The organism is Affinundibacterium flavidum (assembly GCF_014284175.1).
Lineage (GTDB): Bacteria > Pseudomonadota > Gammaproteobacteria > Burkholderiales > Burkholderiaceae_D > Undibacterium > Undibacterium flavidum.
Map to the genome: position 1 here is coordinate 73,271 of NZ_JACOGA010000009.1, position 21,330 is coordinate 94,600.

The 21,330-nt window shown below is 47.8% G+C and carries 13 protein-coding genes; 4 read left to right on the forward strand and 9 right to left on the reverse strand.

What is annotated here, in order from left to right; all coding sequences use genetic code 11:
- Positions 1-88: 88 nt before the first annotated feature.
- Positions 89-1,306, forward strand: a complete 1,218-nt coding sequence (locus tag H8K55_RS10755; RefSeq protein WP_186942106.1) for an MFS transporter — start codon at positions 89-91, stop codon at positions 1,304-1,306.
- Between the two features lie 136 nt (positions 1,307-1,442).
- Here the strand turns inward: H8K55_RS10755 and H8K55_RS10760 are convergent, their stop codons facing one another.
- A complete protein-coding gene (locus H8K55_RS10760) occupies positions 1,443-5,561 on the reverse strand; it encodes a two-component regulator propeller domain-containing protein (RefSeq protein WP_186942107.1) in 4,119 nt (1,372 codons plus the stop codon).
- Positions 5,562-5,987: 426 nt separating this feature from the next.
- Between H8K55_RS10760 and H8K55_RS10765 the strand changes: the two genes are divergently transcribed.
- Entirely contained in the window at positions 5,988-7,691 is a 1,704-nt protein-coding gene (locus tag H8K55_RS10765; protein ID WP_186942108.1) for a response regulator, read from the forward strand.
- Positions 7,692-7,739: 48 nt separating this feature from the next.
- Here H8K55_RS10765 and H8K55_RS10770 read toward each other — a convergent pair whose 3' ends face one another.
- From H8K55_RS10770 to H8K55_RS10800, 7 genes are all read right to left on the reverse strand, one after another.
- Positions 7,740-8,828, reverse strand: coding sequence for a branched-chain amino acid ABC transporter permease (locus H8K55_RS10770; RefSeq protein WP_186942109.1), 1,089 nt, complete (start codon positions 8,826-8,828; stop codon positions 7,740-7,742).
- Positions 8,829-8,883: 55 nt separating this feature from the next.
- Positions 8,884-9,894, reverse strand: a complete 1,011-nt coding sequence (locus H8K55_RS10775; protein ID WP_186942110.1) for a branched-chain amino acid ABC transporter permease — start codon at positions 9,892-9,894, stop codon at positions 8,884-8,886.
- Positions 9,895-9,940: 46 nt separating this feature from the next.
- Positions 9,941-10,696 carry an ABC transporter ATP-binding protein gene (locus H8K55_RS10780; RefSeq protein ID WP_186942111.1) on the reverse strand — a complete coding sequence of 252 codons (756 nt, stop codon included), beginning with the start codon at positions 10,694-10,696 and terminating at the stop codon, positions 9,941-9,943.
- Positions 10,689-11,480, reverse strand: coding sequence for an ABC transporter ATP-binding protein (locus tag H8K55_RS10785; protein WP_186942112.1), 792 nt, complete (start codon positions 11,478-11,480; stop codon positions 10,689-10,691). The genes H8K55_RS10780 and H8K55_RS10785 overlap by 8 nt, the downstream gene beginning before the upstream one ends.
- 18 nt (positions 11,481-11,498) lie before the next feature.
- Positions 11,499-12,647: a substrate-binding domain-containing protein gene (locus tag H8K55_RS10790; RefSeq protein ID WP_186942227.1), complete on the reverse strand. Its 1,149-nt coding sequence runs from the start codon at positions 12,645-12,647 to the stop codon at positions 11,499-11,501.
- Positions 12,648-12,782: 135 nt separating this feature from the next.
- A complete protein-coding gene (locus tag H8K55_RS10795) occupies positions 12,783-13,655 on the reverse strand; it encodes an alpha/beta fold hydrolase (protein ID WP_186942113.1) in 873 nt (290 codons plus the stop codon).
- Between the two features lie 452 nt (positions 13,656-14,107).
- A complete protein-coding gene (locus tag H8K55_RS10800; protein ID WP_186942114.1) occupies positions 14,108-16,393 on the reverse strand; it encodes a TonB-dependent receptor in 2,286 nt (761 codons plus the stop codon).
- Between the two features lie 613 nt (positions 16,394-17,006).
- Here H8K55_RS10800 and H8K55_RS10805 point away from each other — a divergent pair.
- Together H8K55_RS10805 and pbpC are read left to right on the forward strand one after the other, a co-directional pair.
- Complete coding sequence (locus H8K55_RS10805; RefSeq protein ID WP_186942115.1) at positions 17,007-17,915, forward strand: LysR family transcriptional regulator; 909 nt, start codon at positions 17,007-17,009, stop codon at positions 17,913-17,915.
- 313 nt (positions 17,916-18,228) lie between these two features.
- Positions 18,229-20,634, forward strand: coding sequence for a penicillin-binding protein 1C (pbpC, locus tag H8K55_RS10810; RefSeq protein ID WP_186942228.1), 2,406 nt, complete (start codon positions 18,229-18,231; stop codon positions 20,632-20,634).
- Positions 20,635-20,652: 18 nt separating this feature from the next.
- On the opposite strand, the gene H8K55_RS10815 is transcribed toward pbpC, so the two are convergent.
- Positions 20,653-21,219, reverse strand: a complete 567-nt coding sequence (locus tag H8K55_RS10815; protein ID WP_186942116.1) for a dienelactone hydrolase family protein — start codon at positions 21,217-21,219, stop codon at positions 20,653-20,655.
- Between the last annotated feature and the right edge of the window lie 111 nt (positions 21,220-21,330).

Sequence of the window (21,330 nt, forward strand, 5' to 3'; positions counted from 1 at the left end):
AATTTTATGAATTATAGCCGTTTTTTATTTCTTCTTTTTTTAAGATACTGCCCAAATAGTATGTCAACACGCCTTTTTGAGGGAACGTATGAAAGATTTTTCACCCGCTGTAATACGTCTGTTGTTTAGCTCTTTCATCTGCATCATGGGGCGCGCTGCGGCTTTGCCGTTTATGGCGCTCTATCTGACACAGGCTATGCATTGGAATCAGCAGACCGTGGGTTGGGTCTTGGGAGCTAGCTTGTTCACTTCGACCTTGCTGGGGCTGTACGGTGGTTTCTTGGCGGATCGTATTGATAAACGTCTGTTGATGATGTTGTCATGTTTTGTGATATCGATCAGTGCTGTGCTAGTGACTTTTAGTTCTTTCTTATTGTTGGTCTGTGTATTCTTAGTATTGATCGACGCTGCATTGACCGTGCGCTCGGTAGCGCTTAAGGCATTGTTGGCCGATCTACTTTCGGTAGAAAAGCGTTCTAGTGCTTTTTCATTGAACTATACCTTGATCAATGTCGCATTTTCTATCGGCCCTTTGCTTGGCGCGGCCGCATTTTCTTATAACCATGCGGCGCCATTCTGGTTATGCGCGCTGTTTGCTTTGATGGCGACGCCTCTGCTAAAAAATGGAAATGCACTCGACGCACAAGCGTCAAATCAAGTTGTGGAAAATAAAAGTAAAGCCCTGCCACCGAACTTTGCACAAACCTTGATGGATTTAAAAAGTGATAAGCGCCTGGTATTTTTTACCATGGGAAGTGTGCTGACGCAGATGGTATTTGGTCGCTTTGTTTCTGGCTATATCTCTTTATATTTGATCGCCACTCAAGGCGTACAAGCGGCTGCAAATCTGGCGCCTTACTTGTTAATTACCAATGCGATTTGCGTTGTATGTTTTCAGTATCCAGTGGGACGTTTTTTACGACAAAATAATCTCTTTGCCTGGGTGAGTCTAGGTGCGATCCTCTATGCCTTAGGTTTGCTGGGATTTATGTTTGCCCAATCGAATTTAGTGTGGGTGATCGCAACCATTATTTTCACTATCGGTGAAGTGATCGTGATTCCTTCTGAATATATGTTCATTGATATGATTGCACCGGCGGAAAAGCGAGGCAGCTATTATGGTGTGCAAGGCCTATCCGTATTTGGCGCAGCCATTAATCCTATCGCCTGTGCTTTTTTATTGAGCCATTTTTCTGGCAAAGTCATGTTTGCTTTCTTAATTACTTGTGCCTTGCTGGCTATTGTCATGTATAGGATAGGGACGCAATATCAAAAACAGCATGGGCATGCGCCTGTGCCTGCCTGAGATCGTTGAAATTGTCGCTGTTGAATCAGCTGACAACACTGCTGGCAACGCTACTAGCAACGCCACTGGCGACTCCATTGACGAATACAGAAAACCTTGTATTCAGACAAGGCAGATATTTAGATGTATCTGGTATTTAGATAACAGCGTAGGGCAAGTGCACAAAGAAGGTCGTTCCTTTTCCCAGTTCTGTCTCAAAGCGGATTTGACCATGATGCTTGGTGACGATTTTTTTGACGATATCTAAGCCCAAGCCGCTGCCTTCACCTATACCTTTGGTGGTAAAGAACACGTCAAAAATTTTGTCGCGTATCGCTTCAGGTATGCCAGCGCCAGTGTCACTGACGGAGATGATTGCTTCATCATTTATTTTCTGTATGCGTATCGTTAATGTGCCTTTGTAATCCATTGCTTGCAAGGCGTTGTGGATGAGATTCACCCAGACTTGAACGAGTTCATCCGGCCAGCAAGCGATGGCGGGGATGTCGTCGAATTGGCAGATCAGTTCGCTACCTTTATTGATTTTACTTTGATAGAGGGTCAGTACAGTTTCCATGCCCTCGCGTAGATCCACGACCGTTTTTTCGTGACTGCTGCCAATTCTTGAAAAGGACTTAAACGCAAACACAATTTTTGAAACACGATCGACGGCGACATGGATGTTTTGTGCACTATTAATGATGGCGGCAATTTCGTTGGCAGCGCGCAAGATGCGATCGCATTCTGCGTGGCGCAGCAGTGGCAGATATTGTTCCACATGCATGTGCGCGCGTAGCTGCACCAAGACTGTCGCATGGCGCCTGCTATTGCCAATACCGAATTGCTCTAACTGCGCGCTGCAATCACTGATTAGTTTGCGTTCTTCACGTGTATTTAAAAAACTGATATTGAGTTTGACTTCATTGATCAATGCTAAGAATAAGTCACGATGCGCTTGGTCTAGCAAGTACATCAATTGCGACAAATCGCCCATTGCCGTATTTAAGGCTTGTGAAATACTATCGCCGCTCGATTTAATTGCCCCGATAGGCGTATTGATTTCATGCGCGACATTCGCGACCAATTGCCCTAGCGAAGCCATTTTTTCTTGCTGTGCTAATTGTTTCTGTGCCTCGATCAAATGCCGATGTGAATTTGAATTCGCAATAGCAATCGCGACGTAATTGGCGATCGCCCGCAAGAACTCCAACTGGTCTGGCGAGTAGGCATTTTTTCTCGGACTCTGCGTAGTCATACAACCGACAACTTGTTTCTCTACAAAGAGCGGGATATAGACGATAGATTCGGTGTGCTTCCCAGAACGCACTGGCGCGATCGTGCTGACATAATGGAGTAGCTCTTGAATATTGCTGGTAATCAGCTCGTGTTGATGCGTCACACACCAGACTGCAGGTCGGTCGGTTTCATCCAGAGTGTAGTGAAATTGTTCCTGACGCACCCCATCTTCGACCATGTAATCAACTTCGATTTCATGTGAGTGCGGGTCGAAAAATCCTATCCCGAATACATGTGCATCGACCCGTGCTAAAACTTGTTGATGTATGCGTTCAAAGGCTTGTTCGATATCCAATGTCGCAGTCAAACTTTGGCCAATTTCTCCCAAATTGAGAATATCGGAAGTGCGCTCTGCGACCATTTTTTGCAGACTGCGTTTTTCCTCTTTAATTCTCGCCATACGCCAGCGATACAGGCTATAAATACTACCGCCTATCGACAGCAGTACGAGTGCGATAAACCAGCTTGTTTGCCAAAACGCTGGCAATACATGGATATTGATGCTAAGTGCGTCCTCGCTCCAATCCCCATTAGGGTTACTGCCTTTGAGTTGCAATTGATAGTCGCCCGGCCATAAATTGCCGTAGCTGACATTACGGTGCGTGGCATCCGATTCTATCCAATTGTTTTGATAGCCGAGCAAACGATACGCGTAGTGGTTTTTTTCTGGTGCCAGATAATCGAGTACCGCATATTCAATTTCAAAATTACGTTGTTCTGGACGCAAAGTGATGCCTTGCACGGCGTCACCTAAAGCTTGTTCCTTACCATCGATTTTCAAGCGGGTGGCCACAACCGAAGGTTGATAATTCCAGACCTCGAACAGTTCTGGTTGAATCAATGCAACTCCCTTAGTGCCACCGTATAGAAAGCGGCCATCTTTGGTGTGCATATACGAGGCGACCCAGGCTGTGCCCAGATCCATCCCCATCATCTTGGATAACTCACTGAGCTGATTGAGTTTGGGATCATAGACAAACCATTGGGTCCAGATTCTGCCAAACTGATCTTCTAATAAATTCGCGCCAAAATACAAACCGGGTCGACCGACTTTGTCACTAATATGTTCAAACTCCGCACTCTTGCCATCCCAGCTAGAAAGGCGATCCAAACCCTGTGCAGTATCGACCCAGAGTTGCCCATTCTTGTCTATCAGTAAGCCATTAACTTCATTCGAACTCAGACTGCCTTTATCTTGTGTCGTATGTTGAATTTGCAGAAGTGATTTCTTGTCCGCGTCATATAACCACAAGCCAGATTCACTGCCTATCCATAGCCTGCCTTGCGCATCTTCCGCGAAAGATGTGACGTAGCTATTCATAGGAACTGCTTGATCTGATTGGAATCCGATAAAGCGTTTCTGGGTGTTATTCCATAGCGCCAGTCCTAAGGTTGTGCCCACCCATAAATCATTTTTTCGACTCACATACAGACTGCGGATTTGGTTGCTGGGCAAGCCGTCTTTGACGGTATAGGTTTTCCATTGCAGTTTGTTCAGGTTATTTTGGCTATTGCCCGCTAAGCTTTGTAAACCGGACTGGCGAGTGCCCGCCCAGATGGTGTGATCGGCAGTTTGTGCCAGCGCCAATACCGCGAGCGCAATACTGTTTTCTGGTTGCTGTGGATGATTGCGATAGCCACCGATTAAGCCAGCTTGACGATCAAAAATATCGATACCATTGCCATCGGTGCCAAACAAGATACGACCATCGTGGGTTTCCAACATACTGCGCACATTAGCACGCGATAAGCCGTTCGCCTGATTACTGCTATGGCGTATCATTTGTATCGCTTCTTGCTTGCTGCTATAGCGTTGCAAACCGCCGCCCCAGGAACCTATCCATACGATGCCAGAGCGATCTTTGAAAATGGCGCCAATCTGGTCAAACGCTAAGCTGCCAGGCAAGGCAGGATCGTTCTGAATTCTTTGTAAGATATCGCCGGTTTTCGCATCCAGCACGTAGATGCCGTAGCCATAACGTGATAACCAAATTTCATCTGCTCGTACTTGCGTGATCAGATCCACTACGTTGTCACCTAGTTTATTTAAGCCGGGAGTTTCTAATTTTACTAATTGAATTTTTTTGCTAGTTGGATCTATCCACGCCGCGCCATTTTTGGCAAAGCCTAACCAGATCTTGCCATCCTCGGCTTCATACAAGCTGCGAACTTCTTGCCCTGCAAATGGGTCTTGGCGCTGTGCATGTTTACTTACTTCATCGTTTGCTTGATTGGTGATTTGACTAGCGATAGATTCAAATTCTTGACTACCCTTGGCACGCTTTTGCAGGCCACTCACCATCCCTATCCAAAGATTGCCCTGACGATCTAACATCAGGCTGCACACCTTGTCATCTAATAAGCTATTCGGATTATTGGCTTGGTGTCGATATTGGACGAGGGTTTTGAAGTCTGCACTTAGATGATGTAAACCTGATTCGCTGCCGACTATCCAAACGCCACCCAGTGGATCACCTTTGATGATTTGTATCGCCCCTATATCGAGTGGCATATTCAAACCAGCACCATGCAAGAGCGGGCTGAATTTTCCGGTATGTGGGTTAAAAATTGAAATACCACCACTCAAGGTACCTACCCACAATTCGCCATTCGGCGCAGCCCATAAGCTTTTGATATAGTCGCCGGACAAAGATGATTTGTCGCGATCAAAGTGGGTGAATTTTTCAAAGCGATAGCCATCGTAACTAACCAGACCAGCTTGCGTCCCTATCCACATCAAGCCGCGCTGGTCTTGGGCGATGGCGGTGACTACATTAATCGGTAAAGAATCTTCATTGCCGACTCGCTCGAAATAACGATGGGCGTAAGGGAAAGGTAGTGGGCTGACTGAGACTTTGCTCTGTGCATAGCTTGCATTCGACAGATGTGCACTGAGAACAACAAAAATAAACAGACGCCCGCATCTACCGGATTTTATGTTGAGTAAGAGATCAAATAATAAGGAAAACAACAGTCTCATCGTGTGTGAATTCGCAGGTCGGTGCAGCTGATTCGCTAAGGCAAATAAAGGATGGCAGTGCTTATCGTCGCGGAATGCAAGCAGCGCGTTGGTAAGCTAGTGTAGTGTGCGATTCTGATTGCAGTCTAGCCGCAGTGTAGCATTCTGTGTGGCGCTTAAGGATTGAATGTGGACATTTTGCAATGCCGATGGTGTTTGATCTTGGTTTGATTTTGGTCTGATTTTTGTTGGCTAGATCTTGTAAGAGAACAAAGCTGAAAATACCAGCTGCATTTTTGATAAGGCCTTCATGCTTCAAATCTTTCTTGCGATACTCTGCAAATTAGGGAATACTTTTATTAAGTTTTTTCAAACTTCCTCAATAGCAGTTCGTTTTCCTTCCATGTTGCCCGTTTTTTGATAGTTTTTTAAGCACGGATCTGATCTATGCAGGACAGTGGAATTATTTTATGTGTAGACGATGACACCACGGTATTGGTGGCATTGCGTACTCTATTAACGCATGTATTTGGTGCCAGTCACTTGGTGGAAATCGCCGAGAGCGGCGCCGAAGCTTTGGAAATTCTGGAAGACCTGGAGCATCAAGGCCAACATCTGAGTGTCGTTATTTCAGATTTCATCATGCCAGGCATGCGCGGTGATGAATTGCTGATTGAATTACATCAACGCAGCCCAAAATCGATCACCATCATGCTGACTGGGCAGAGTGATTTTGAAGGCGTCAAAAAAGCGATCAATCAAGCTAATCTCTATCGTTTTCTAGAAAAACCATTCCATCACGACGACATTATCCTGACGGTGAAATCAGCGTTTCAGGCGTATGAGCATGAGCAAACTTTATCTGAACAAAATACCCAATTGCGTGGCTTGAATACAGAACTCGAAGTTATGCTGAAAAAAGTACAAGAATCCGAGCGCTTGTTAGAGCATAGAGTGGTTGAGCGTACGCGCGAATTAGATGAAAAAAATCAGGCACTACAACAAGCATTACGTACTCTCGAAGATGTTGAAAGAATTGCGCGTCATGATTTAAAAACGCCTTTGGTGAGTATCTCGGCTGCTCCCGGCTTATTGCGTGCGGGCAGAACCTTGAGTGCGCATGAAGAAGAAATATTAGGGATGATAGAAAGCGCAGCGAATCGTGCGCTCAGTATGGTGAATTTATCCTTAGATTTATTTCGTATGGAAAGTGGCAGTTATGTGTTCCGGCCAAGTTCCGTCGATTTGAAAGCGATCGCATCAAGTATCGTATTTGGCTTAAGTGCACAGGCGATGTCGAAATTCGTTCGTTTGGAAATTATCTGTGGCCAGCCACATATGTATGTCGAAGCGGATGATTCTTTGTGTTATTCCATCATCGGTAATTTAACCAAGAACGCGATAGAAGCAGCACCAGAAGACAGCACGGTCAGCCTGACGCTGACGGATAGTAACGATGTGCAATTAGCCATCCATAACCGAGGCTGTGTACCACTCGCCTTGCGTGATAATTTCTTTGCCAAATATGCGACGGCGGGAAAATCAGATGGTACTGGTTTGGGTACTTATTCATCGCATCTATTAGCCACGGTGCAAGGAGGTAGCCTACAAATGCAAACCTCGGAAGAGGCGGGGACGACACTTAGTCTGCGCCTGAAACGTGCTGATGCACCAATTAGCATTGCTGAAAGAAGCGGGCTAGGGAGTGAGCGCGAAGGTAGCAATGTTGCGCAGATGGTGAGTCAATATATTTCCAGAAAATTGCGGGTGTTATTGGTTGATGACGACGACTTTAATCAAATGGTGATGAGTGACTATGTTCCCGAAACTTGCTTTGATCTCGATACGGCGATCAATGGCAGAATGGCTCATGACAAAGTGACGCAACAAAGGCCAGACATCATTATCATGGATTTAGAAATGCCCATTATGGGCGGCCTTGAAGCTTTGCAACAAATACGTCATTGGCAAACGGCGCAACAACAAGACGCCAGTTATATCATCGCTTATTCAGGCAATGATGATGAAGCCAGCCGCAATACGTATTTAGCTCAAGGTTTTGATGCCTGCTTAAATAAACCTTGTGGGCGGGAAGACGTGTTGGCGATGTTGCAGCAAGCAGCAAATAGTTTGGCTGGGCGAGTGTCTTAGATCATTGCCTCGCGCAGCTTGTTCATCTTTAGCATGCTCATCTCGTGACTAAAGCTTTTTCCGAAATCCTCCGCGCAATTTTCCGACAATGCCGGTCGGGAAAAAATAGACGGATAAGATAAATAAAACTCCCAACCACAACATCCAGCGATCAGGATGAAAAATTTGCGCGAGTATGGGGAAATCGACTAAGGCTTCTGAGCCTTGCGCCATCACATTCTTTAAATAATTTTGTGCGATGATGAAAAGTGCTGCGCCGATGACAGCACCATATAAGGTGCCCATGCCACCGATTACGACGATTAACAAAATATCTGTCATGACTTCAAAACTGAGCATGGTCTTTGGTCCGACGTAGCGCAACCACAATGCCATTAAAGCACCGGCTAGTGCAGCTACCAGTGCCGCCAGGCAGTTCGCTAATACGCGGTAAATCACAGTGCGATAACCAAGTGCTTCGGCGCGAAATTCATTTTCGCGTATAGCTTGTAAGACGCGTCCAAATGGAGAATTGACGACGCGCAGCAAAAACAAAAAGATCGCCACACAAGACAAGAACACGATGTAATAGGTAATCACCTTGCCATCAATGATGCGACCAAAGATCTCGTTCTCAAATAATTGAAACCCCGGCGTTAAGACTTCTGGCACGCGAAATGTTTTGCCATCTTCACCACCAGTAAAATCGGATAATTGTGAAGCAAGTACCGCAAAAGATGAAGCAACGGCGAGTGTGATCATAGAATAAAAAATTGCCCGCACCCGCAGTGCGAATAAACCTATCACCAGCGCTAAGGCTACAGTTAAAGCTAGTGCGATCAAGATACCATTCAACATACTAGTCCAACTGACCGTATCGCCAGATAAAGCTAAACCAACACCGTAAGCACCTATGCCAAAAAACATGGTATGTGCAAAGGACACGATGCCGGTGTAACCGAGCAATAAATCATAAGAGGCCACCAGAATCACATAGATACAAATGGTCGCTGCCGTATTTAAAGGGCGCGCACCACTAGTGATAAAAGGCGCACTCGCCAGCGCCAGCAAGATGATGAGTAAGAGTGCAGACAGCAAGCGACTGCGCGGTAAATCATCGGAGAATAAACATTTGAAGAAACGGCTGAGCAGATTCATAAGATACTTTGCAATCAAATAGTTTGTAACGATATGTGCCGATACGGTTTTAAGTTTAAGCGCCACGCCTGCCGACAGAATACAAGCCCGCCGGGCGCCATAATAAGACGGCCATCATCAGCGCAATATTTGATACCAGTGCCAGCTTGGGTGCCAGAAAACCTGCATAGTTACTGACCAACGCCATCAATAATGCACCGATAAAACAACCTCCGACTGAGCCTAGTCCACCGATGATGACGACAATAAAAACCATCACCATGATTTCACTACCCATGGCACTGGTCAGCGTTTCTTTATACAAACCCCACATCACGCCCCCTAATCCGGCGAGCGCAGAACCGGCGGCAAACACAGCGATGAACAGGCGGCGTATGCGATAGCCCAAAGCTTCTACCATTTCGCCATTTTCCACACCGGCGCGTATCAGTAAGCCTAATTTGCTGCGATTTAAGATCAGGAACATCGCCACAAATACGCACAATCCAATCGCGACGGCAATTAAGCGATATTTTTCTATCGCGGCATCGCCGATGAAAATCGCCCCGCGTAAACTAGCAGGCAAGGGCAAGGGGATTTGTTCTGCACCCCAGATCACACCGATGATTTGTTCCGCAACGATCATGCCACCCATGGTGATCAAAATTTGTTTTAAATGCTGCCCATACACTGGCATGATGATGACTCTTTCGAATGCCCAACCGATGATGGCAGTGACTAACATTGCGACTAGCATGGCCAGTCCGAGCACGCCGAGATTGAGTAGCAAAGAATCGATTTCTAACCATCCCTTGAGCGGAATTAAGACCATAGTCGCCGCATACGCCCCCACTGCGACGAAAGCACCGTGACCAAAGTTCAGCACATCCATTAAGCCAAAGATCAGGGTCAGGCCGCTAGCCATGATAAAAATCATCATACCCATTGCCAGTCCCGCGATTGTCAGCGTCAGCCAACTCGGAAAACTGCCAACCAGGGGCAGCATTATTAATGCCAAACCCGGCACTAGTAATAGCGGTGCGAGATCGCGTGGTTTGCTGGGAAGTTCTGTGTTATTGACGCTCATGCTTGATCCTTGAATTTTGATTCTCAGCCTTTGTGTACGCTTGGCGCTATTGATGACTGGCAAGCGATAGACCCAGTAAGCGTTGCTGCAAATCCTCATCCTCTGCTAACGTACGCATATTGCCAGCGTGTACGACGCGACCATCATCCATCACCGCAACCGTATCGCCGAGATTTTTGACCACGTTGAAGTTTTGTTCGACCAATAAAATCGTGGTGTCATGTGATTTAAGCTCATTGAACACGGCGATCAGGTTATCGATAATCGCCGGTGCTAAACCCTTGGTCGGTTCATCCACTAAAAGAAGTTTGCGCGGTTCTATGATGGCGCGTGCAATGGCGACCATTTGCTTTTGGCCGCCCGAGAGATTGCCTGCAGGGTAATTCCAGAATTTTTTCAAAGCCGGGAAAAAATTGAATATCCATTCGAGTCGTGCCGTATCGATAGGGCCGCTGCGTGCTGCCAGATGCAAATTTTCTTTCACCGTTAAATCGGAAAAAATCGCCATGCTTTCTGGCACGTAGGCGATTCCCGCTTGCGCGATATCGGGCGTAGCATGTGCGGCGATATTTTGCCCGTCAAATTGCACGCTGCCTTGACTCGCCTTCCATAAGCCCATGATAGTGCGCAAAGTCGTGGTCTTACCTGCGCCATTTCGACCCAATAACACCGTCATGCCTGCGCGCGGCACGATCAGATCGACGCCTTGCAAGATATGGTATTCGCCGATGTGGGTATGTACGCCTTGCAAGCTGAGCAAGGGGAGCAATGGGAGCGTAGAAGTTGGTGCTTGCTCAGGCATGTCCAACTCCTTTACCTAAATAGGCTTCTTGCACGATTGCTGATGCCATGACTTCAACCGGATCGCCATCTGCAACCATACTGCCATTGTGTAAGACGATGATGCGGTCAGCTAAAGAGCGCACCACATCCATCTTGTGTTCGACCAATAAGATGGTTTTGTTTTTGTCAGTTTTCACTTCTTGAATTAATTCTAAAATGACCGGTACTTCATCCACACTCATGCCCGCAGTCGGTTCATCAAACATCATGATCTCGGGTTCGAGTGCCAGCAAAATAGCGACTTCAAGTTTGCGCTTATCACCATGCGAGAGCGTGATGACCTTATCGTGTTGACGGGAGGCGAGTGCAACCCGTTCTAAAAAATGTTCTGCGCGTTGAATCAATTCAATATGACTCGCCCAGCGCGAAAAAATATTCAAGCCTAATCTCGCACGACTTTGTACCGCGAGTCTGACGTTTTCTATCACCGATAAATGTGGAAATAAATTCGTTAGCTGAAACGCCCGACCTATGCCTGCACGTGTGCGTTTAGCTGCACCTAATGCCGTGATGTCTTTCCCAAATAAAGTCACGCTGCCTGAGCTGGCGGCGAGTTGACCTGAGATCAAATTGAAATACGTGGTCTTGCCCGCACCATTCGGCCCAACGATGACGGTCAGGCTGCCCGGATAAAAATCCGCCGTCACTTGATTCACTGCGACATGCCCGCCGAAGCGTATGCTCAAATCGCGTGTACTCAGTGAAGGCGAAGATGACGGAGAAGGCTTGCTAAGATTTTGCATGAGGTGACTATGAATAACTTATCGTTTATTTTTAACTGGCACAGGAATGTCACTCGCCGGAATTTCACGCACTAACTCCAGCAAATCCCATTCATTCTTCTGATCTTTTTTGATCTTGAAGTGATACATGGATTGCAGCGCTTGATGGTCTTCTTTGCGGAATTGCATCTTGCCTTTCGGCGTGTCGAACTCCATGCCTTCCATTGCGCTGATGAGTTTTTCTGTATTGTTTGACTGGGCTTTACTCAAAGCCGTATACACCGCACTGGCCGCGGCAAAACCACCAGCAGTGAAGAAGTCGGGTGGCGCTTTGAAACGCTTAGTGTGTTCGGCGACCAGCCAATCATTCATCTTATTTTTGGGGAAATCATAATAGTAGTAAATCGTGCCTTGGGTGCCAGCATAGGATTTCCACAATTTCATCACTGGTAAAATATTTCCGCCCGGTGCCAAATTGATGCCGAAGCGTTCTGGTTTTAGATCGGCCAGCTTGTTCATAGGATTGGGACCAGCCCAAACGATTTGTAGTATGCGTGGTTCAGGTTTGTTTTTTAAGGCATCGAAGATACGTTGCGCAGCCGCAGTGAAGTCCGTCGTATTTTGTGCAGCGTATTCTTCGTGTACCACCTTCGCTTTCGCACCTGCTGTCGCCAACGCTTCTTTCGCTGCTTTCACCGCATCGCGACCAAACGCATAGTCTTGCGCCAGAAACGCGATACTGCCGCCGTCCTTAATGGTACTCGCTGCTGCCAGCGCATCTTGCATAGAATTGCGACTGGTGCGAAAGATGTAGCGGTTCCATTTATCGCCAGTGATAGCATCGGCAACCGCAGGTTCTACGATCAGTATCTTTTTGTATTCTTCCGCCACCGGCAACATTGCCAAGGCCGAGCCTGAAGAAGTCGTCCCAACAGCGATATCGACTTTATCGTCGCCATAAGCCTCGGCTAATAAGGTACGTCCCATATCAGGCTTGCTTTGATCATCCTTGATGATGACTTTGATTTTCTTGCCATTGATTTCCATCTTGCCGTTGCTCAGATATTCCAATCCCATCATAAAACCAGTCTCGGTTTCTTTGGCATAGGATTCTAAGACGCCGGTTTTGCCAGTAATTAAAGCGATCTTAATTTCTTGCGCATAGACGTTCGCTACAGATAAAGTCATGCCAAGGCTCAAACTTAAACCCAGCGCGATCTTGCTTAGCGCACGAGATGGCTTGGTGGGATTTTTAGTGAAATTCTTAGTGAAATTTGTAGTGAAATGTTCGGTAGACATGTGTGCTCCTTGATAAGTTCTTTATTATTCCACTTGCTGCAAAAATGCTTGTATCGCTTGCGCAGACTCAGCTTCGGTCAGCATAGGCGCATGCCCAATACCGGCGACTTCTGCATACTGCAAACCAGGCGCGACACGTCGCATATAATCTGCTTGCTCTGACTCTAATAAATCTGAAATCGTTCCACGTATTAGCAAACAAGGACGCTTGTTCGCTAAGCGCCGGAATGCCCACCGTGCCAGCCAGGAAGTTGCCTTTAATTTGCCAGTCTTGAGCGGCGTTGCAATCAATGGATCATACTGCAATTCGAGTTGCCCTTGCACATTCTCAACGAAGGCACGACTGGCCCATTTATCCCATTCGGCATCGTCGTTATGCGGGAACGCGGATTGATTGATATTTTTGATGTAATTGCGTGCTTGCTCCCATGTGTTGAAGCTGGCACTTTCACCCGCATACGAAGCGATACGGTCGAGACCTTTTTGCGACAACATAGGCCCGACATCATTCAAGATCGCTGCAGCAATTAAAGATGATTTGCGTAAAGCCAAAGTCATGGTGATTAAGCCACCCATAGAAGTGCCAATAAACACTGCCCGTTTTATTCCCAAATGCTCTGCGAGACTGAGGATATCATTGGCATACACCATGGGATGATAATGCGTGACCTTGCGCGCATGTTGCGAACGACCTCGGCCGCGTACATCGACCGCCAATACACGGCGGCCTTGCTGCGCCAGCCACGGAGCCAGTTCGTTAAAATCGGCCGCATTGCGAGTCAGGCCATGGATGCAGATGACAGGCAATTTAGAAGAAGACGGGTTTGCAGGATAGTCACGCGCATATAAACGTAAGCCATCTCTGCTATTAAAGTAAATTTCTTTGAAATCGCTCACGGTAATCAAACCCTGATGGAATGTGTTTGCTGTCGTCGGCCTAACTCAGAAAGACAACAGACAAAAAAATCGACCAGCCCAGTTTTGAGCTGGTCGCAAATTTTCTAAAACTGAGTACTTATGCAAAACAGACGCTGGCGTCGTTGTGTTCGCCTTGTCGTACAGTTGTACTGTCTTCGGCTCCCCGTCTAGCCAGCGCAATTTTGCATAAGCCCTATACTTCTTTGTGACGGCAAATGCATACCAGCTTTGCCCATCACAACAGTTTTAGAAACAAGAAAAATCTATGTTGAGACTTATGCAAAACAGACGCTGGAAATCAATGGAGTCAGGTAGGGTGCGCCGCGCGCACCGAAGCCTTGGTCGATGTGTGCGGTGCGCACGGCGCACCCTACGGAATGATGTGCCAATCGGTGCAATTTTGCGTAAGCCTTAAACAAGAAAAAATGCGCTTAGAAACGATAATCCAATGTCAAAGTATAAGTACGTGGATTGCCGTAGAACGCGGTCGTGCTGCCTTCGCCCAAAGTTGGGAATAAGTAGCCTGCCACTTTGTAACGGGTATCGCTCAAGTTTTTGCCATGCAAACCTATACGCATACGATTATCGGAACGGCTCCACACCAGGCTCGCATCCCACAGTTTGAAACTATCCTGATCCAGCAGCGGCGTTGGTGTTTCGAACTGATATGTTTTGCCACGGAAGGCAAGGCTGCTGCTTAAAGACAATTTACCCGATTGACCTAATAACGCCATGTTCCAGTCGTAGTTGGCGCGTATGCTGGCAGATTGTTTGGGTGTGTTTTGGAATACGCGTAATGCGGTCACATCTGCATTCCCTGCACCGATGTACTTGGTGTATTTTGCGTCGATGTAACTGAACATGCCCGACATGCTAAATGCATCGGTGATGCGGGCAGTGGCTTCGAGTTCCAGACCATCAATTTTCGCTTTACCAGCATTGGTCGTGACACCCGCGAAGCTATCGTCTTTGCCATCGCCATTCGTATCAATCGCGACGGAGCCAGGGATTTGTACGTCTTGGTAATCGCTATGGAACACGGCGATATTCGTGAAGATAGCATTATTCGCGAACGCTGATTTCAAACCCAGTTCAAAGGTAGAAATTTTTTCAGGTAAGAAACCTTGTTTGGCTTTATCTAAAGTCAGTTTGGTGCCGACCAGATTTAAGCGCGGATCAAAACCGCCGCCTTTGAAACCTTCGGTCCAAGACGCATACATGGTTTGATCGCTACTTGCTTTCCAGCTGGCTGAAATACGTGGCGTGAATTTTTTATCTTCACGATGTAAATCCGCTTTCGTCAAATTGGTATCAGTACGGAACAAAACTGCAGCTGGATTGCCCATGGCTGGCGAACCGTCAGTGCCCAAATAGATTTGGCGCAAGATGCTAGCTTCGCGCTTATCCACTGTGTAACGACCACCAACTGAGAGGCTGACATCTTTGCTCAAATCAAAACTCATGTCCGCAAATGCCGCCCAGGCTTTGGTATCAATATCACCTTCAGTGAAGGTCGATGTGCCGAGCAAACGTACATCAAATTTATCGTAAGCATTCGCATCGATGTAGTACACACCAGCCACGCCTTGGAAAGATTTCCCAGTGTAAGTTAATTGAAATTCCTGGCTAAATTGTTTGTTCTTGTACAGGGCTGGCACGTCGAAATCAACTTTGTTGAGTGAGTCGAAATCGATAGGTGCATACGAGGTGTCATGGCGTGATGCAGTGACGGATTTGAACAATAAATCGGGTTGCACTTGATATTCAACCAAGGCGGAAATGCCAGATTGTGTAACTTGTTGCTTGTGACCCAGTACCGTATTCAAATTGGCGCGGGTGTCATACACATTATCGAGTATAGGTGCATTACTGATTTTACCTACGGTTAAGCGGTGACCATGTTTAGGATTGGAGTCGTCTTGGCTAGTATCGCCAGAAATACGGATGAACAAAGCGCTGCTAGGCATAAATTCTGCGCTCAGACGTGCCGCAGAAACATCTTTGTTGTAGTTGTCTTCGCCAGTCGCCAGATTGGTACCGAAACCATTGCGTTTGAATTTTGCCAATGTACCACCAACGCGCACCGTGTCAGAGAGTGGCGTGCTAGCGGTCAGGACGCCATCCATTTGACCGTAGCTACCGACTGAGGCTTTTAAGCGTACATCGGTGTTTGGTCCCATTTTGCGCGTTACATATTTGACTGCGCCGCCGATGGTGTTGCGACCATACAAAGTTCCTTGTGGACCGCGCAAAACTTCTATGCGTTCTACGTCATAAATTTCGGCAACTGCGCCCTGCGGACGCGCCAGATAAATATCATCGAGATAGATGCCCACACCCGCTTCAAAGCCTGCGAGTGGATCTTGCTGACCAACGCCGCGCATGAAAGACGTCAATGTTGAATTGGTGCCGCGTGATGCACTCAAGGTCGTGTTAGGCAAAGTTAAGGCTAATCCGGTGACATCCGCGATACCGCTTTTAGAAATCTGATCTGCGCTGTAGGCGGTCACCGAGACTGGCACATCTTGCAGAGTCTCCTCACGACGACGTGCGCTCACGACAACTTTCGCTACATTGGTATCATCACTCGCTTTGGCCGTCGCATCGCTAGATTGGGCTTGCGCATAGTGTAAGCCGCTGCCATAGATCGCCAGGATCGCGGCTGCGGAACGGCTGAGTAAAACCAAATTGCGTTTAGATTTCTTAGATGGGTTCATGAATTGTCTCCAGAGTTTTTATGGTAGGACTTACGCCAAACAGATGCTGACGTTGTTACGTTCGCCTTGTTGTACAAATGTACTGTCTTCGGCTCCGCGTCTAGTCAGCGCAATTTTGCAAAAGTCCCATATGGTTTCGATTTAACCGGAGCTTGCGAATGAAGTGCAATGAACGGTCTATCGATCTTATTTCAAATGGTCTTGCTGCTATCTTTTGTTGATCTCTTGCTTATTTCTTGTTGCTGGTGGCATGCGATTGCATTAACACGGAAATCAGTGTCGCTGAATTCAAAGCGCTTCGAAACCCGTGCAACTGCCCACCCACTGTGCATAAATGCACAGTAATGCCTTTTGACTATTGAAATTGGTAATTTCCGACTAAAAACAGAGTTTATTGGCGAAATTCCTTGAAATCAGCCCCAAATTTATGCAGTGCACGCACGTGGTAAGTGCGCAACAAACTGGACAATGCGCTAATTCGGCGCATTTTTCTCTGGATAAAAGAATAATTTTCACCAAAAACAAGCTGATTGCTAAACTTCTGTGCTTTGATGCACAATCGCCGCACACACTGTTTTGTCCACGTTTGCTGACTCTTTTGATTTGGATTGCTATGAACACTTTGCCCGAATGGACGGATTTGCGTTTTTTCTTAGAGCTTGCCCGCTCTGGTACCTTGTCTGGCACTTCACGCCGGCTTGCTGTGGAACATACAACGGTGGCACGTCGCATCGATAGGCTCGAAGAACAACTGGGAACGACCTTATTTGATCGTAGTCGTGAAGGTTATCAACTCACCGAAATGGGTTTGGCTTTGTTGCCGCACGCGGAAGCAATGGAAAGTGCAGTCACCGCGGCGCAAGATGAATTAAGCGGCGCACAGATTTCAGTGCGCGGCATCGTGCGCCTGGGCGTGCCGGAAATTCTTGGCTCACGCGTGGTTGCGCCAGCACTGGTCGAGCTGCTGCAAGCGCATCCTGATTTGAGTGTGGATTTGTTGTTGCTGCCGCGCTTTGCCAATCTGGCGAATCGCGAAGCTGATCTCGGTGTGATGCTAGATCCGCCCAGCACCGGACGCTATATGGTGACGCGCTTGGCGAGTTTTCGTATGTACATTTACGGTGCACCGTCATATTTAGCCAAGCATCCGCCCATAAGAGAACATGCTGATTTAATTAAACATGATTTTGTCGATTATGTACAAGACCGGCTTGCCAGCAGCGGCCTGAGCTACATGGGCGAACTTGGATTCACACCGCATCGACGTATGTGCTGCACCAGCTTAGCGGCACAATGTGAAGCTGCGGCACTGGGCTTAGGATTAATTTTGGCGCCACCGTATGCAGTGCCAAATGATGGACGTTTAGTTCGCGTATTAGAAAATAATTTTTACGCTGAACGTTCTTTTTGCCTGGTTGCACCGACCGATTTGTATCGCTTACAAAGAGTGCGGGTTGTGTGGAATTTGTTGCGCGATTTGGCAGAAAAAAATCCTACTTTGTTTATTATTCCGGAATCTTGAGTAAAGATGAAAACCCCTCAACGCCGAGACGCCGAGACGCCGAGACGCCGAGGCGCGGAGATACGCGGAGAAAACCTGAAATATTTTCGCTCTTCTCTGCGCTCCTCGGCGCCTCGGCGTCTCGGCGTTGAGGGGTTTTGAGGTGTGACTGAGCATCTTATTCGCTGAACTAAATGGCATGGCCTCTGTGGCTCGCATTTTTGTTTTTCGCGTGATGCACATAGCTTGATGTCCTTATTCCTTTTACAATGCAGGCTTCTGTTTTTTAATTTAAGCCATGCCTTCTTTTTCATTCGCCGCTTTTCGTTCTCGCATGCAGCGATGCTGGCAGTGGTGTTGTCGTCACCCCGTACGTGCTTCATTCGCACTGTTATTGAGTTTAGCTTTGCTGGCGGATCAGTTATTTCCACCTCCGATTCCCCACGATGAACCAGGCATGGTTGTGGTTGCGCGTGATGGCACGCCGCTACGTGCTTGGCCTGATGCCGATGGTGTGTGGCGTTTTCCGGTGACGCCGGACAAGGTATCGAAGAATTATCTGGATGCCTTATTAACTTATGAAGATCGCTGGTTTTATTGGCACCCCGGCGTTAATCCTTTGGCCTTATTGCGCGCAGCCTGGCAATGGTTGGCGCATGGTGAAATCGTTTCTGGTGGTTCGACTTTGAGTATGCAAGTAGCACGTGCGCTAGAACCCGTGCCACGCAGTCTAACCGGCAAATTGCGCCAAATCGCACGTGCATTGCAACTTGAATTACGTTTGTCGAAACGAGAAATTTTGACGCTGTATCTTAACCATGCACCGATGGGCGGCATCGTCGAAGGGGTGGAAATGGCGAGCCGCAGTTATCTTGGCAAAAGTGCGCAAACCTTATCCGCAGCAGAAGCCACGATGCTCGTGGTCTTGCCGCAAGCACCTTCGCGTTTACGCCCGGATCGCCATCCTGAAAAAGCACAGATTTATCGCGATAAAGTATTGCGACGCATGGCGCAATTAGGGCATTGGACACAAGCCGATGTGGATGATGCCTTAATCGAAAAAGTGGGTGCCAATCCACCGCGTTTAGCGTGGCTGGCACCGCTTGCCGCCGAACGCTTACGGCAAGCAAGCAAGCGGCAACATGCACAAAAGCGATCATCGGCGCATGCTGCGCAAATGGAGAATCTGAGCCAGGCAATGATAGTGAAATCGACCTTAGATAGAGAAATCCAAACGCTGTTGGAGCGCATGTTGGCGGATAAGGTCGGACAATTACCGCGCTTTGTATCGATGGCGGCGATGGTGATGGATAACAAAAGTATGGAAGTGTTGGGCTATGCTGGCTCAGCGGATTTTTCTGATACACGGCGGTTTAGCCATGTCGATATGGTGCGTGGCATACGCTCGCCGGGATCGACCTTAAAACCTTTTTTGTATGCGATGGCCTTAGATGATGGTTTGATCCATTCTGAGAGTTTGTTGGCCGATACACCGCAATCATTTAGCGGCTATGATCCCGGCAATTTTCAAGCGAGTTTTTCTGGCCCTGTGAGTGTGTCGGAAGCATTGCAGCGTTCACTCAATGTGCCGGCGGTGGATTTACTTGATAGGATAGGTTCTAGCCGCTTCACCGCGCGTTTGTCGAGTGCGGGTTTGCGTCTGCGTTTGCCGAAAGATGCGATGCCAAATTTGAGTGTGATTCTGGGTGGTGCGGGGACGAATTTGGAGGAATTGGTCGGCGCGTATCGCTCTTTAGCAATGGAAGGTATGGCAGGTGCACCGCGCATTACGCCCGATGCGCCAGTGCGTGAAGCACGCATGATGAGTGCCGGTGCGGCATTTATTATTCGCAGCATTTTGGAAGGCGGTGGCCACCCTGATCAACCTTTTGTTGAAGACGATGGTAGTGGTGTGCGCCTCGCGTGGAAGACCGGCACTAGCTATGGTTTCCGCGATGCCTGGGCAGTCGGTGTTAGTGGTCGGTACACCTTGGGCGTCTGGGTTGGTCGCCCCGATGGTACGCCGAATCCCGGTTTCTTTGGCGCGAACGTGGCGGCACCTTTATTGCAGCAAATCGCATTTGCGTTGCCACGTAGTGCGCCTTTAAGTCAGCAAAGACCTGCAGGTGTTAGCACGGCGCAAATCTGTTGGCCATTGGGTGTCGCGGCGGAGCAGACTGCCGCAGCCCATTGCCACGTCAAGCGGAGTGCATGGATTTTAAAAGATACGATACCGCCCAGCTTGCCAGATCGCTTGCGTGCTCGCAGCTTAGTCGAAACTCTTTGGCTTGATCCCGATACGCATTTGCGCACCACACCCGATTGTCAGCCAAGAGCGCAACAACACGAAGTCGCACGCTGGCCGTCTTTGTTAGAAGCTTGGCTCAGTCCTGAGCGCAAACAAGAACTAGGTCTGGTGCCATGGTCACCTGATTGTCCGCAAACGAATGTCGTCGGTAGTATTAAATTGATGGGGATTAATAGCGGCAGTCGTTTGCGCACTGCGCCTGGCAAACAAGATGTCGTCATCACAGTGGATGCTGTTGGCGGTAGCGGTCAGCACTACTGGTTGTTGGACGGCAAACAAACAGATCATGCTAGCGGCAAAAAGCGCCAAAGTTTTGTGATTAATTCGGCAGGCGCACATAACATCACGGTGATTGATGCTGGTGGTCACGTCGATAGCGTGGCGTTTGTGGTTGACAAAGCGGTTGATAAGGAGGTCAACAAGAAAAATTAATGCAGTGTTTGCGGTTTTTTAGGCGGCACGTCGCATCTGCACTTTAGTCGTCAAACTATCCAGGTAATGCGTCTGCGCTTTTAAAGAAAATCCAGCCGCATACGGATTCATAAATCCATGCTTGGTACCTATCGCTACTTCTGCCTGATGTCCGCGTTGACGTAATGCCTGTACCAATAATTGCGGTTGATAAGCATTTTCTTGTTCGGCAAAAATGAAATGCGTATCGCACTCGCTGTGTATGTCTAGGTGATCACGAATTCTGGAACCATAAAACAGGCTGGCACTTTGAATCGCGTGCGCGTGCTCGGCGCAACTTAACCACCAAGCGCTGGCACCGGCACTAAAACCGATGACATGACGTAGTTGCGGCTGTTGTCGTACAAATTCGCGTAATTTAATCGAATAGGCTTGCACGCCACCAGCAGCTATAAATGCTTGATAAGCTTGCTGTTCATTGCGTACCGAAAAGTCCGCGTCGAATGGTGATACAGCCAGACATGGCAAGCCCAGATAACGTTGCAAACTAGCGATGGCAGGAGTGTGACCGAATACATCGGTGATGATTAATACGCTGGCGGTCATGAGGGTGGATGGCGCTGCAGTCAATTTTCGACATTGACGACTTGAAGCTAGATCACAAAACAAAAAAGAGCGCGCAGCTTAACGGCTAGAGGCGTCGAATGCAAGTTCAAT